General features: G+C 69.2%; 11 protein-coding genes. 5 read left to right on the top strand and 6 right to left on the bottom strand.

Annotated elements, in window-relative coordinates; genetic code table 11:
- The first annotated feature begins 113 nt into the window (after positions 1–113).
- Positions 114–2,186 (top strand): prolyl oligopeptidase family serine peptidase, encoded by a 2,073-nt coding sequence (locus Psi02_RS28690; RefSeq protein WP_203978962.1) that lies wholly within the window; start codon positions 114–116, stop codon positions 2,184–2,186.
- Here Psi02_RS28690 and purU read toward each other — a convergent pair.
- The 4 genes from purU to Psi02_RS28670 form a co-directional block, all read right to left on the bottom strand.
- Positions 2,170–3,018, bottom strand: coding sequence for a formyltetrahydrofolate deformylase (gene purU / locus Psi02_RS28685; protein ID WP_203978961.1), 849 nt, complete (start codon positions 3,016–3,018; stop codon positions 2,170–2,172). The two genes, Psi02_RS28690 and purU, sit on opposite strands and share 17 nt — an antisense overlap.
- A gap of 92 nt (positions 3,019–3,110) precedes the next feature.
- Entirely contained in the window at positions 3,111–5,117 is a 2,007-nt protein-coding gene (locus tag Psi02_RS28680; protein ID WP_239095236.1) for a tetratricopeptide repeat protein, read from the bottom strand.
- A 151-nt stretch (positions 5,118–5,268) separates the two neighbouring features.
- The gene (locus Psi02_RS28675; protein ID WP_203978960.1) at positions 5,269–5,772 is read right to left on the bottom strand and encodes a GNAT family N-acetyltransferase; all 504 of its coding nucleotides are present in this window, start codon (positions 5,770–5,772) and stop codon (positions 5,269–5,271) included.
- 22 nt (positions 5,773–5,794) lie between these two features.
- Positions 5,795–7,384 carry an NsdA family TPR-like regulatory protein gene (locus tag Psi02_RS28670; RefSeq protein WP_203978959.1) on the bottom strand — a complete coding sequence of 530 codons (1,590 nt, stop codon included), beginning with the start codon at positions 7,382–7,384 and terminating at the stop codon, positions 5,795–5,797.
- Positions 7,385–7,723: 339 nt separating this feature from the next.
- On the opposite strand from Psi02_RS28670, the gene Psi02_RS28665 reads away from it, so the two are divergent.
- The 4 genes from Psi02_RS28665 (at position 7,724) to Psi02_RS28650 (ending at position 11,480) form a co-directional block, all read left to right on the top strand.
- Positions 7,724–7,984, top strand: a complete 261-nt coding sequence (locus Psi02_RS28665; protein WP_203978958.1) for a hypothetical protein — start codon at positions 7,724–7,726, stop codon at positions 7,982–7,984.
- Positions 7,985–8,460: 476 nt separating this feature from the next.
- Positions 8,461–9,477 (top strand): mechanosensitive ion channel family protein, encoded by a 1,017-nt coding sequence (locus tag Psi02_RS28660; RefSeq protein ID WP_239095235.1) that lies wholly within the window; start codon positions 8,461–8,463, stop codon positions 9,475–9,477.
- 35 nt (positions 9,478–9,512) lie between these two features.
- The gene (locus tag Psi02_RS28655) at positions 9,513–9,896 is read left to right on the top strand and encodes a globin (protein ID WP_203978957.1); all 384 of its coding nucleotides are present in this window, start codon (positions 9,513–9,515) and stop codon (positions 9,894–9,896) included.
- A 30-nt stretch (positions 9,897–9,926) separates the two neighbouring features.
- Positions 9,927–11,480, top strand: coding sequence for a glycoside hydrolase family 13 protein (locus tag Psi02_RS28650; protein WP_203978956.1), 1,554 nt, complete (start codon positions 9,927–9,929; stop codon positions 11,478–11,480).
- A 110-nt stretch (positions 11,481–11,590) separates the two neighbouring features.
- Here the strand turns inward: Psi02_RS28650 and ettA are convergent, their stop codons facing one another.
- Both ettA and Psi02_RS28640 read right to left on the bottom strand, forming a co-directional pair.
- A complete protein-coding gene (ettA, locus tag Psi02_RS28645) occupies positions 11,591–13,255 on the bottom strand; it encodes an energy-dependent translational throttle protein EttA (protein ID WP_203957474.1) in 1,665 nt (554 codons plus the stop codon).
- 10 nt (positions 13,256–13,265) lie between these two features.
- Positions 13,266–14,567 carry a GGDEF domain-containing protein gene (locus Psi02_RS28640; RefSeq protein ID WP_203978955.1) on the bottom strand — a complete coding sequence of 434 codons (1,302 nt, stop codon included), beginning with the start codon at positions 14,565–14,567 and terminating at the stop codon, positions 13,266–13,268.
- Between the last annotated feature and the right edge of the window lie 6 nt (positions 14,568–14,573).

Raw genomic sequence — 14,573 nt, 5'->3', positions numbered from 1 at the left:
ACGATTGGGACGCCTGATGCCCGTTATGCCCAGACTGACGTCCCTTTACTCCCGTCTTGGCCGAGTGAGGACGTGTGTACGCTCCCAGCCGCCAACTGCTTTAAAGTGCGAGCATGACCCGACAGCCCCATCCGCTCGCGCACCGTGACGAGATCGTCGACGACCTGCACGGGACTCCGGTCCCGGATCCGTACCGGTGGCTGGAGGACCCGGACGACCCGGCGACCAAGGAATGGCTGGACGCGCAGGACGCGCTGTTCAGGAGCACCGACCTTCCCGGCCGCGACCATCTGCGCGACCGCGTCGCCGCGTTGCTGAAGTCGGGTTCGATCGGGACGCCCGTGTGGCGCGGTGATCGCCGCTTCTTCACCCGCCGGACTCCCGATCAGGAACATCCGGTCCTCTACGTCGGCGACGCCCGGGGCGAGCGGGTGCTGCTCGACCCCACCGTCCTCGACCCGGCCGGCCTCACCACGCTGGACGCCTACCAGCCGGACAAGGAGGGCGACCGGCTGGCCTACCAGATCTCGGTGGGCGGCGACGAGGAGTCGATGCTCTATGTGATCGACGTCGCCGACGGGACGGTCATCGAGGGCCCGATCGACCGGTGCCGCTACTCCCCCATCGCCTGGCTTCCCGGAGGCGAGGCGTTCTACTACGTCCGCAGGCTGGCCCCCTCCGCCGTTCCCGAAGGCGAGGAGCAGTTCCACCGCCGCGTCTACCTCCACAAGGTCGGGCAGTCGCCCGACGACGACGTGATGATCTTCGGTGACGGCCTGGAGAAGACCAACTACTACGGTGCCTCGGTCTCCCGTGACGGCCGGTGGCTGTCGATCTCCGCGTCACGCGGCACGGCTCCGCGCAACGACCTGTGGGTGGCCGACCTGGAGGCGTCGCCGGCCGAGGCCCCGGAACTGGTCACCGTCCAGCAGGATGTGGACGCCCAGACCGGGCTGCTGTTCGGCAGGGACGGCAGGCTCTACGTCTTCACCGACCTCGACGCCCCGCGCGGCAGGATCTGCGTCACCTCACCGGAGACGCCCACCCGCGAGCACTGGCGGGATCTGGTCCCCGAGGACGACGAGGCCGTGCTGTCCGACTTCGCCATCCTCGACGAGGCGGCCGAGCCCGTCATGCTCGTCGGCTGGACCAGGCACGCGATCTCCGAGATCTCCATCCACGCCCTGGAGAGCGGCGACCGGGTCGGACAGGTCCCGGTGCCCGGGCTGGGCTCCATCGGCGGAATCGTCGAGCGCCCCGAAGGCGGCCACGAGGCCTGGTTCAGCTACACGGACAACGTCACCCCCACGGCCGTCCACCGGTTCGACGTGCTGACCGGCGAGACCACCCTCTGGGAGGCTCCGCCCGGCGCCGTCGAGGTGCCGCAGGTGCGCACGGAGCAGGTCGTCTACCGCTCCAAGGACGGCACCGAGGTCCACATGCTCGTCGTCTCCCGTGAGGGCTCGGGGCCCCGGCCCACCATCCTGTACGGCTACGGCGGCTTCGGCATCTCGATGACCCCCGGGTTCTCCGCGTCGACGCTGGCCTGGGTCGAGGCCGGCGGCGTCTACGCCATCGCGCAGCTTCGCGGCGGCGGCGAGGAGGGCGAGCGCTGGCATCGCGCGGGCATGCTCGGCAACAAGCAGAACGTCTTCGACGATCTCCACGCGGCGGCCGAGCATCTGATCGAGACGGGCGTGACCAGCTCCGACCGGCTCGCGATCTCCGGCGGCTCCAACGGGGGCCTCCTCGTGGGCGCGGCCCTGACCCAGCGGCCCGACCTGTACGCGGCGGTGGTGTGCTCCGCCCCGCTGCTCGACATGATCCGCTACGAGAAGTTCGGCCTCGGCGCGACCTGGAACGTCGAGTACGGCTCGGCCGACGTCCCCGAGGAGTTCGGCTGGTTGTGGGGCTACTCGCCCTACCACCGCATCCGCGAGGGCGTGTCCTACCCGGCCACGTTGTTCACCGTCTTCGGCTCGGACACGCGGGTGCACCCGCTGCACGCCTGGAAGACGGCGGCGGCCCTCCAGCACGCCCAGGCCGGGGACCGCCCGATCCTCCTGCGCAACGAGACCGAGGTCGGCCACGGCGCCCGTGCCGTGAGCAAGTCCGTGGAGCTCGCGGCCGACCAGCTCGCCTTCCTGGCCCGTCACACGGGCCTGGAGGTCAGCGCGGGAAGATGACCGTCTTGTGGCCGTCGAGCAGCACGCGGTGCTCCGCGTGCCAGCCGACGGCCCGGGCCAGGGCCCGGCTCTCGACGTCACGGCCCAGCGCGACCAGGTCGTCCGGGGAATGCGTGTGGTTCACCCGGGCGACCTCCTGCTCGATGATCGGCCCCTCGTCGAGGTCCGTGGTCACGTAGTGCGCGGTCGCGCCGATCAGCTTGACCCCGCGCGAGTGCGCCTGGTGGTACGGCTTGGCGCCCTTGAACGACGGCAGGAACGAGTGGTGGATGTTGATCATCCGCCCGGCGAGCTTCGCGCACACGTCGTCGGACAGCACCTGCATGTAGCGGGCGAGCACGACCACGTCGGCCTGGTAGTGGTCGACCAGGGTGAGGATCTCGGCCTCCTGCTTCGCCCGGGTGTCGGGCGTGACCGGGAGGTGGTGGTAGTCGACTCCGTACGACTGGGTCAGCGGCCGCAGGTCGGGGTGGTTGGAGGCCACACCGACGATGTCGACGGCCAGCAGGCCGGAGCGCACCCGGTAAAGAAGATCGTTGAGGCAGTGGTCGAACTTGCTGACCAGCACGAGCGCCCGCGTCTTCACGGCTCGGTCGAACAGCTGAAGCTCCATACCGAACTCCGGAATGAGCACGGCGAAAGCCGTACGGAGCTCGTCGAGCCCCAGCCCGCTGACGAACTGCACGCGCATGAAGAAGCGGTGCGCGATCGGGTCGCCGAACTGCTGGCTCTCGGTGATATTGCAGTCATGCCCCGCCAGGATCCCGGAGACGGCGGCGACCACTCCGGGACGGTCCGGGCAGGACAGGGTCAGCACATACTCAGCACTCATACATTGGTCCTCGGCGAGGGGTGCGTTACGACTCGACCCAGCCTAGGGGTACCGCCTGCGACGGCCGGGGGCGACCTTGGTCCGACACCCGATCAGCCGGCCGCGTGCCGTTCGAGCGCCTCCCGGATGTCGGGGTCGTCCGGCGCGAGATCACGGGCCCGGCGCAGGTCGAGCCCGGCCTCCTGCGCACGTCCCAGGGCGTCCAGGGCGGTGGCCCGGTTGAAGTAGAGCGCGGAATCGTCCCCCAGCTCGATCGCCCGGGTGAGATCGTCGACGGCGCCGGCCGCGTCCCCGCTCTCGTAACGCAGGATGGCCCGGTTGGCCCAGGCCGACGCCAGGCCGGGATCGGCCTCCACCGCCACGTCGAACGCCTTCCTGGCATCCGCGAACCGGCCGGCCGCCGTCTCCAGCTGGCCGAGGACGCCGTGCAGGTGGGCATTCCCGGGGTCGAGGGCCAGTCCCGCCGCCACGTCCCCGCGAGCCGCGTCGTGCTCGCCCAGCATCTCCAGGATCCCGGCGCGGTTCACGTACGCGTTGAGGTAGCCCGGGTCCAGCTCCAGCACGTGATCGAGGTCGGCCCTTGCCGCTTCCAGGTCGCCGGCCGCCAGGCGCAGCTCGGCCCGGTTGTAGTACGCCTCGGGCAGCGGCGGGCTCACCCGCATCGCGGTCTCGTAGTCGGCCAGCGCGTCGTCCGGGCGGCCGAGCTCCAGTAGCAGGTTGCCCCGGTCGAGGTAGTGGTCGGGGAAGCAGGGATCGATGGCGATGGCCCGGTCGAGATCGCGCAGCGCGTCCTTGGCCCGGCCGGTCCGCGCGAGCAACTGCGCGCGATTGGCGAACAGGACCATGCGATGTACCGGGTGCGCGCCCTCGGGCAGGTCGCGCTCCGCGAGGTCGATCGCCGACTCCACGAGATGGAGAGCGGACGCGACCCGGCCCTGCCGGAGCTCGATCAGCGCACGGCCGTTCTGGTCGAACCCGAGCTTGAAGGCCCGTTCACGCCGGTCGGGCAGCAGTGTGGAGATCGCCACAGCCTCGTTGATCCAGCCGGTGGCCCGGCCCAGATCCCGCTTCTCCGGGTCGGGATGGCGGGCGTCCAGCATGGCCGTGCCGTACGCGGAGGCCGCGTGGACGACCGGGTCCATGCTCTCGCGCCGCGCCTGCTCGTAGAGGTCCAGGGCCCGCTCACGGCGGCCCAGTCCGCCCAGCGCGGTCGCCGTGCGCTGCGTGAACCGCCACCAGAGATCGGAGCCGCTCTCGGCGAGGCGCAGGCCACGCGGGCCCAGTTCGGCCACGGCGTCCAGGAACCCCTCGGTGATGCAGTGGTCCACGGCCTTCCACAAGGCCCGCACCGCGGCCTCGGGGTCGCTGCCGTGCTCCAGGTGGTACGGCACGGCCCCCAGCGCGAACTCGCCGGTCAGCTCGGCGGCCCGCCGATCATGCAGGTTCGCCCGTTCGTCCGGGGAGAGGGCGAGATACGCCTGATAGGCCGGGGAGTCGTCGGAGGTGCCGTCCGAGATCACGTAGTCCTCGGGTGAGCCGCCGGCGTCGCCCTCCTGGGCGGCGGCGTCGACGACGACCGGTTCGCCCGACCCGCTGAACGGCCGCTCCGGGGAGCCCACCACGAGGGTGAGCCGCCCCACCCGACGCGCCAGCACGGTCAGCAGTTCGCGGTCGGTGGGATCCGCCTGATGGAGGTTGTCCACGACCAGTGCGCGCGGGCCGGGCAGGCAGTCGCGGATGAACTCGGCGAGCCCGTTGGCGATGCGCAACGTCCGGCGCGGGGCCGGCACGAGGATCCGCTCGTTCTCCGGCAGGCGGGCCTCGATGGGCTCCCGCCGTGGGGGCACCAGGTGCCGCAGATCCGGCGCGGCGGCGCGGATCTCGATGTCGTGTCGTGCCACCAGGTCAGGGGAACGCTCCAATGCGACCGGCACAAGCTCGCGCAAAATGACGCTGCCGATCGAGTACGGACCGCGCAGCCGTCGATGCCCGTTGATCACAGGCGTCAGGAGGGCGGGCAACTCCAGGGAGCGGAGCGCCGACACGCGATCGCGGGAGAGGTTCCCCCGAACCCAGATGTGGCGAAGGTTCTCCTTCACCCCTTGTGGATGACGCTCGATGTTCCTGTGAGCTTCATCGTGCCGGGCTTGCGGACAATGATCTTCTTCATTATGCCTCTTTCCCCGTTTAACGGATAAGGCACAAGTATTGGTACAAATCAGCGATCCGCCAAGGCCTCAAAGGCATTCTCTATCGGCTGAAAAGTCGCGAAACCTCGGCATTCAGTCGCTTTTCGCCATAAAGCACCACGGTGTCGCCTCGGACCTCCCTGCGGAGCTCACGCCAACCCGACTTGCGGTAGAGCTCCAGAGCTGCGACCTGTTGCAGAGTGGTGTCACCGCGCAGCAGTGTGTAGCCGAGCCGGCCGGCCCGCTGCTCCAGCGCCTCCATGATCTGGGCGCCGTAGCCCCGGCGCTGGTACTCCGGATGCACCCGGAGCCTGCACATCTCCGCCGTCTGGTCGTCGACCCGGCGCAGGCCCCCCATCGCGACGATTCCCGAACCGGCCACCTCGCCGATGAGGAAGTCGCCGCGATCCGCCAGGTAGACCTCACTGATCCTCGGGAAGTCGTCGTCGTAGTAGACGCCGTCGCCCGGCAGGAGACCCACCTGGGCCAGGCCGATCTGATGCAGCGTCCAGACCGCATCGAGATCGGACCAGCGGTACTGCCGGATCTTCAGGACCGCCACCATGTCGTGCCCTTCACAAGTCCCGTCACAGGACGTCGACGCCGGGTGCCGGCGAGTTGGACTCCCCGGGCATGAGACTCTCACGGAAGGCCCGCAGTTGTGGCAGGTCGCCGTACTTGGCCTGGATGACCTTGATCAGCTCGGCGGCCGGTCGCATGGCCAGTTGGGGGATGTCGTCGGGAGCGAAGGCCTCGACGGCCTGCCTGGCCATGTGCAGCGCCTCGTCGACGTCACCCTCGATGAAGCGGCACATCGCGCGGTCGAACCGGATGAGCGACTGGTCGAGGAGATCCTCGCCCGAATACTTGCCGAGCGCCTGTTCCAGGACCACGTCGGCCTCCAGCGTCTGGCCCAGCTTCACCAGGACGTCGCCCTGGTAGAAGTAGAGCTGGCGCTCGGTGTATCCGAAGGCCGCGTCCTCCTGATCGTCCGTGCTCATCTGGGAGAAAGCCTGTCTGGCCCGGTGCAGCGCCCGCTTCGCCTGCTCCACCACGTCCTGCCGGGACCCGTTGGCACCCGCCAGCATCGCCAGGGCCCTGGCCTCGACGACGGGTGCCATCGTCCTGGCCGCACAGGGAGTGTGCCCCGCCATGTCGCGGCTCTTCTTCGCCAGCGACAGCGCCTCGCGCGGGTCGCCGTAGTAGAGCGGCACCAGTGCCTCACGAGCGGTGACCCAGGCGCGGAGCGCGCGGTCACCGGTCTCGTCGGCGGCGGTGCGCCCGGTGCGGAAGAACGAGCGGGCCAGGCGGTGGTCGCCGAGGTCGATCATGATCATGCCGCACAGCCCGGAGAGCTGGGCGGCCATCCGGCACAGCCGTTCCTGCACGTCGACGGGCTGGCGGCGCTCCATGGCCTTGCGGACCGTGGAGAACTCCAGCAGGACGTCGCAGAGGAGCCGTAGGGGCGGAGTGTTCATATATTGCCGGCCGAAGCCGGTGGTGGACTGCTCCCACTGGTCGAGCATCGCCGGGGAAACGGTGGCCGACACCATGGTGTCGTCCATCTTCCGCCGGACGTTGTCCACCGCGCCGAGCAACTGGCTGTCCATGCCGACGCCGGCAGTGACACCAGCACTGCCGGCGAGAAGCTTCAACAGCGTCCTGCGTAGCACGTTTTCGTCCTCCTCGCCCCCGTCGGTGGGAGGGCAGCCGCCGTCCGGAGAGACCAGCAGTTGACGCAGCCCGGGGGAAGTGTCGGGTCGGTCTTCTTTCGACTCCCCACCACCGGGACCGCCGGGCGCCAGGTGGGCATGACCGCAGATGCAGGGACCTTCGAATCCCAAGGCGGCCGGCTCGACCCGGTAGACCGAACACAGGTAGTGAAGATACTCGGGGCCAGGCCTCTTCATGCCCGACTCGTACGCGGACAGAAGAGTCTCACCGATGCCGGGCACGGGCTTGCCGTCCCTCTCGAACAGGGCTCGCACCTGTTCGATCACATCGGCGAGGGCGATGCCGTTCGAGAGACGATGCGACTTGATCTTCGTGGTGCCGAACTGCGGTCCGCACACCTCGTGGATCTCGTCGGCGATCAGAGCCAGGCCACGCCCGGCCGCCAGGCCACGAGCCCGGACCTGACGGGCGATCTCCGTCTCCCTGTGCTGCCTGCCGGACATTCCGGCCCCTCTCTCGTGACCGGCCGCGCTCGCCGCTCACGTGTCCCGACCGGTCCTCATCTGTTAACGGAGTGTGACACGGATGTCGCGCTCCGCCTACCTAATAATGATGGCCCAAGCGTTATCTGGCCAAGCCCCAGGACTGAACGTGCTGACTAAGGATCGTCCTCCGGTAGGGGGTTTCTTTCAACCCACTTGGGGTTTCCTCCACCACAGGGCCCTCTTGCACTCGTTGACCCATTCAGTTCGGTGAGTCATGGTGGGCGCACCAGGCCGAAGATGCAGGATTGCAAACCGCGCAATTCGGGTCGAAGCCGAAATCAAGGAGGAGGACGCGAGGTGGCCGAGGACGATGTGCGACGACTGGAGCGACTGGTCTCTGAGCTCGGTGCCCGGGGGCTGAGCGCACGTGTCGTGCGCGCACCCTCGGGACGCGCCTACGTGCGTGTCATCAACCCGAACGCGACCAGCCTCACCGAGAACGTGGTCTGCCAGGCCGCCGACTACTGGTGGTCTTGGGGGGAGCGGATGCATCAGGCCGACGATCCCGCCGGTGCGGCCACCAAGGTCGCCCGCGTGCTCGCCGCGGTGAGCGAGTAGGCGAAGGCGGTGGACCGGATGACGCTCAGCCACGCCGGCCGCCGCCCCCCACCGCGGCTACGTGGGGCCGGCGGGGTGCCCGGTGCGGAACGTTCCCAACGGAGCGTTGTGGCACCCCGCCGGTTCCGCGTCACCCGCTCAGGCACATGTACGGCAGGCGCCGCCCCGACCCGAAGGGCGGCGCGCATGACCGGCCGTACACATCGGACTGCCGTCCGGCACGACCGACGAGGTCGAACTGGAGGGCTATCGGGGGGATCCCCCTCTCGGAGAACGGCCAGGGACATGCTTCCGGGTGCGTGTCCCAGCCCTGCCTCACGTCACTGGAGCGTTCCCGGTCCGCCCTCCGCGGCCCCGGATCGATGGACGCTTCCGTCTTCCCCGGCGATGTGACGGTGGCCGGTTCGGTCGGCGGCATGGGTTAGGTTTTCCCTGCCTGCTGCTGTCACCGAACCGATCCGAGGGGGATCCACCTATTGTTCCCGCTGACGTCCATCACGCCCAGCCTCCGGCTGTCCGTCTCGGACCCCAGCAACATGACGGCGACGTTGATGAAGAACTGTGAGCAGAGCAACGGAGTCCTCTGCTCGCTCCTCAACGCGATCGTCCCGGCGAAGGGCTATCCCCCGTGGGTGCCCCTTGCGGCCGGTGCCGCGGACGTCATCCTCGCGCTGGGGCTGATCCTCGTCATCGCGCTCATCGTGCGGAGCGTGTCGCACCGGCTGATCACCCGGGTCACCCTCCGGGCGAGCGAGGGCGTGCTGCCGGAGCGGCTCAGGAACAAGACCCTCATCGCCGCCGACGCCACGTCGGCGATCCTCACCGAGCGGCGCAGGCAGCGGGCCGAGACGATGGGCTCGGTGTTGCGGAGCCTCGCCTCGGTGGTCATCCTCGGCACCGCCGCCCTGATGATCATGGCGCGGCTCGGAGTGGAGCTCGCTCCACTGCTGACCAGCGTCGGCATCATCGGCGTCGCCGTCGGCTTCGGCGCCCAGGAACTGGTCAAGGACTTCATCGCCGGCATGTTCATGCTGCTGGAGGATCAATACGGTGTGGGCGACGTGATCGACACCGGGGTGGCCACCGGCACGGTCGAGGCGGTGACGCTGCGGATCACCCGCCTCCGGGACGCGGACGGCACGGTCTGGTACATCCGCAACGGCACGATCACGCGGGTGGGCAACGAGTCCCAGGGCTGGTCGCGGGCCCTCATCGACATTCCGGTTCCTTACGAGGCGGACGTCTCGGCGGTCCGCGAGTTACTCAAGGGCATCGCCGCGGAGGTCTGGGCCGACCCCGACATCCGCGACACCATGATCGTCGAAGAGCCGCAGGTCTACGGGCTCGAGCAGATCTCAGGGACGACCATCATCTTCCGGCTCAGCGTCAAGACCGTGCCCGCCACGCGTCTCGAGGTCGCACGCGAGCTCCGCCTGCGCATCAAGCGGGCCTTCGACGAGAGGGGCCTGGCGTTCGCCAGCCCCGCCGCGTGAACTGACCGGGCCTCCACCTGACCTAGGCTTGAACCGTGACAAGCGAGCAGACCGACTCCTTCTTCGAGGCCGTCGGTGGCGAGGAGACCTTCCAGCGACTGGTCCACAGGTTCTATGAGGGCGTGGTCGAAGATCCCTTGCTGCGGCCCCTCTATCCCGAGGACGACCTCGACGGAGCCGAGGAGCGCCTGCGCATGTTCCTCGTCCAGTACTGGGGCGGCCCCAACGACTACAGCCAGCAGCGCGGCCATCCCCGGCTGCGCATGCGGCACGCGCCGTTCGTGATCGGCGAGCCCCAGCGGGACGCGTGGCTCAAGCACATGGGCGACGCCGTGCAGACGCTGGACCTGCCGCCGGAGCAGGAGAAGCGGTTGTGGGACTACCTCGTCTACGCCGCCCACAGCATGATCAACGCATAACTCAGGGAAACGACGGGCAGCGATTCACCCATGGAAGACTCCCCCTGGTGGCGCGACGCCGTCGTCTACGAGATCTATGTCCGCAGTTTCGCCGACGCCTCCGGTGACGGCGTGGGTGATCTGGCCGGAATCCGGAGCCGCCTGCCGTACCTGGCGGCACTGGGTGTCGACGCGATCTGGCTGACGCCCTTCTACCCCTCCCCCATGGCCGACGGCGGCTACGACGTCGCCGACTACCGCGACGTCGACCCGCTCTTCGGGTCGCTCGCCGACTTCGACGCCCTCGTGGCGGACGCCCATGCCCACGGCCTGCGGCTGATGGTGGACATCGTCCCCAACCACAGTTCCTCCGCGCACCCGTGGTTCCAGAAGGCCCTGGCGGCTCCCCGGGGCTCCGAGGAGCGCGACCGCTACATGTTCCGCGACGTGACGCCGTCGACCGAGGACGGCGCCCGCCAGGAGCCCAACAATTGGGTCTCGGTGTTCGGGGGGCCCGCCTGGACGCAGGTGGCCGACGGGCAGTGGTATCTCCACTTGTTCGCACCGGAGCAGCCCGACTTCAACTGGCGCAATCCCGAGGTCCGCCAGGAGTTCCTCGACGTCCTGCGCTTCTGGCTGGATCGCGGGATCGACGGATTCCGGATCGACGTGGCGATGGGCCTCATCAAAGCGCCCGGCCTGCCCGACACCGACCCCGGGTTCGGCGCGAAGTCCCCGATCTGGAGCCGGCCGGAGGTCCACGACATCTACCGCGACTGGCGGCGGGTGCTCGATTCCTATCCCGGCGTGCGAGCGGCCGTCGGCGAGGTCTGGACCGACTCGGCCGAGGACCTCGCCCTCTACGTGCGGCCGGACGAGCTCCACCAGAGCTTCAACTTCGCCTGGCTCGAGGCGCCGTGGTCGGCGACGGCGTTCCGCAAGGTCATCGACGAGACCCTGCATGCCGTTCCCGCGCCCACCTGGGTGTTGTCCAACCATGACGTCGTCCGGCACACCACTCGGTACGGCGAGGGCGCGCCCGACCCGTCCATCGGCCTCGCCCGTGGTCACGCCGCTCTGCTGGCGATGCTCGCCCTCCCCGGGTCGGCATATCTCTACCAGGGGGAGGAATTGGGCTTACCCGAGGTGAAGAACCTTCCCCCGGAAGCCCGCCAGGACCCCATCTTCTTCCGCTCCAAGGGCGAGGTTCTCGGCCGGGACGGCTGCCGCGTCCCGATTCCGTGGGCGGGTACGGCCCCGCCGTACGGATTCGGGACCGGAGGTTCCTGGCTCCCCCAACCGGCGGAGTGGGCCGGGCTCACCGCCGAGCGGCAGTCCGCCGACCCGTCCTCGACGCTGGCGTTCTACCGGAGGGCCCTGGCCGCCCGCCGTACCCTCCGGGGGACCCTGCCGGATGCGATGGCCTGGCTGGAAGCGCCGGGCGACGCCCTGTTCTTCTCCCGTGGCCGGCTGGTCTGTGCGATCAACTGCGGGACCGATCCCGTACGGCTCCCGCCGCACGAACAGGTACTGATCTCCAGTGGCCTCATCGACGGGCAGGACCTCCCGCCGGACACGGCGGCCTGGCTCCTCACCGCGGGATGACCGCCGACGGTCGACGACCGGTGCCGCTCCAGGACCGATGATGGTCACGGCCGGGACGATTGACGTCCCGGCCGTGGACCCACGGGTTCATCCGCGGGTGGCTCGCTGCCCTAGTCGCGGGTCAGCTTGCGGTAGGTCACCCGGTGCGGACGCGCGGCGTCGGCGCCCAGCCGCTCGATCTTGTTCTTCTCGTAGTCGGCGAAGTTGCCCTCGAACCAGAACCAGTTCGAGCCCTCTTCCCACGCCAGGATGTGGGTGGCGATGCGGTCGAGGAACCACCGGTCGTGCGAAGTGATCACCGCGCAGCCCGGGAACTCGAGCAGCGCGTTCTCCAGGCTGGAGAGCGTCTCGGTGTCGAGGTCGTTGGTGGGCTCGTCGAGCAGCAGGACGTTGCCGCCCTGCTTGAGGGTCAGCGCGAGGCTGAGCCGGTTGCGCTCGCCTCCGGACAGGACCCCCGAGGGCTTCTGCTGGTCGGGGCCCTTGAAGCCGAATGCGGCCACGTAGGCCCGCGACGGCATCTCCACGTTGCCGACCTTGATGTGGTCGAGCCCGTCGGAGACGACCTCCCAGACGTTCTTCTTCGCGTCCATGCCCTCGCGGCTCTGGTCGGCGTAGGAGATCTTCACGGTCTCGCCCACCGTGATCCCTCCGGCGTCCGGCGTCTCCGCACCCATGATCATGCGGAACAGCGTGGTCTTACCGACGCCGTTCGGTCCGATCACACCCACGATGCCGTTGCGGGGCAGGTCGAAGGAGAGCCCGTCCATGAGCAGCCGGTCGTCGAAGCCCTTGGTGAGCTTCTCGGCCCGGATGACGGTCGTGCCCAGACGCGGGCCCGGCGGGATCTGGATCTCTTCGAAGTCGAGCTTGCGGTACTTGTCCGCCTCGGCCGCCATCTCCTCGTAGCGCTGGAGACGGGCGCGGCTCTTCGTCTGGCGGGCCCGGGCGTTGGAGCGGACCCACTCCAGCTCCTCCTCCAGGCGCTTCTTGCGCTTGGCGTCCTTTTGACCCTCGATCCTCAGCCGGGCGGCCTTGGCCTCGAGGTAGGTGGAGTAGTTGCCCTCGTAGGGGAAACACCGTCCGCGGTCGAGCTCCAGGATCCAGTTCGCGACGTTGTCCAGGAAGTAGCGGTCGTGGGTGACGGCCAGGACGGTCCCGGGATACTTCTCCAGGTGCTGCTCGAGCCACTGGACGCTCTCGGCGTCGAGATGGTTGGTGGGCTCGTCGAGCAGCAGCAGGTCGGGCTGCTCGAGCAGTAACTTGCACAGGGCGACCCGGCGGCGCTCGCCACCGGAGAGCTGGGTGACGTCGGCGTCCGGCGGCGGGCAGCGCAGCGCGTCCATCGCCTGCTCGAGCTGGCTCTCCAGATCCCACGCGTTCCGGTGGTCCAGCGCGTCCTGCAGCTTGCCCATCTCGTCGAGGAGCTCGTCGCTGTAGTCGGTGGCCATCTGCTCGGCGATCTCGTTGAACCTGTCGAGCATCGCCTTCGTCTCGGCGACGCCTTCCTCGACGTTGCCCAGCACGGTCTTCGCCTCGTTGAGCGGCGGCTCCTGCTGCAACATGCCCACCGTGAAACCGGGCATCAGCCGGGCATCGCCGTTGGACGGCTGCTCCAGGCCCGCCATCATCTTCAGGAGCGTGGACTTGCCCGTGCCGTTCGGGCCCAGAACACCGATCTTGGCTCCCGGCAGGAACGACAGCGTGACGTCGTCAAGGACCACCTTGTCGCCGTGCGCCTTGCGCACGCGCTGCAACGTGTAGATGTACTCCGGCATGCCCCTAAGACTAGGGGATCGCGCCGGTGGTGCCGTCCGCTCCACGTTGGCGCGGGGGAATCGGGGTCGCCGGAAGGCAGATCCGGTCCCGGCCCAGCGCCTTGGCCCGGTAGAGGGCCAGGTCGGCGGCCGCGAGCAGCTCGATCAGGTCCGCGCCGTGCGTGTTCATGATGGCGACGCCGGCCGAGACGGTGACCGACACCATCACATGGTCGGCGGCCACGGCCATCCGGCCCACCCGGGTGCGGAGGCGTTCGGCGATCCTGCGGGCCTCGGTGAGGTCGGCGCGCGGGAGCAGGACCACGAACTCCTCCCCGCCGAACCGGCCCACCACGTCGTACTCACGCAACTGGCTCCGCAGGGTGGCGGCGACCTCGATCAGCACCTGGTCGCCGACCAAGTGCCCGTGAGTGTCGTTCACCCGCTTGAAGTGGTCGATGTCGACGATGATCAAGGCGAGCGTCTCGCCGGTCCGCTGAGCCCGGACGATCTCCGTGTCCGCCTCGAGCTGCCAGGCCGCCGCGTTGAGCAGCCCGGTCTTCGGGTCGGTGCGGGCGGCCGCCTGGAGCTGGGCGTGCAGCAGGCTGCGCTGCAGGAGCACGACCGGCGGGAGCACGAGAAGCAGCAGCCCCAGATTGAGCCCGCAGACCACGGCGACCAGCACTCCAAGGCACAGCTCCACCGCGTCGAGCAGGAGCCGCTCCCGATCCCACAGGACCGCGCTCCAGCGGCTCTTCGGATCGGCGGTGTGCGCGGCGACGGCGATCAGTGCCGTGTTGAGGATGGTGAACAGGACCGCGCAGGCGATGGCGACCGCGATGGGCCCGGCACCGCCGCCGCTCAGCAGGGCCGGATCACCGATCCATCCGTGGAAGGCCGCGGACGCCGCGCAGGCCGCGAGGCCGATCGCCGCCGCGCTGAACACCCGCCGGTAGAGAACCGTCGCCCGCACCCGGGCCTGGAGCAGGAACTGCAGGGGTATCGGGGCGAGCAGGGCGTAGAGCGGGGGCAGCAGGAGCGCCGCAGGAAGCCACCAGGCCGACAACAGGTCCCGGGAGACTCCGGCGGGCATGCCCAGCCGGCGTGTCGCCTCGATGCAGACGACGCCGCAGAACGTCAGCGCCGCGAACGTGAGGAGATCATGGCCGCGCAGATCGGTCCGTACCGCGATGACGCAGATGGCGACCAGGTCGAGGGCGATGATCCCGCACAGATAGGTCTTGAGTGGGCGCGGCAGGGCGAGCAGGGGCCACCGGCCTCGCGAGAGGATCGCTTCTCGCGGCTTGGCCGAGGTATGACTGGGCCCCGTCATCCCGCC

This window comes from Planotetraspora silvatica, assembly GCF_016863315.1.
In the GTDB taxonomy this organism is placed as follows: Bacteria; Actinomycetota; Actinomycetes; order Streptosporangiales; family Streptosporangiaceae; genus Planotetraspora; species Planotetraspora silvatica.
Note: the sequence above shows the minus strand (reverse complement) of the source record. Positions and strands in the feature narration are given on the sequence as shown.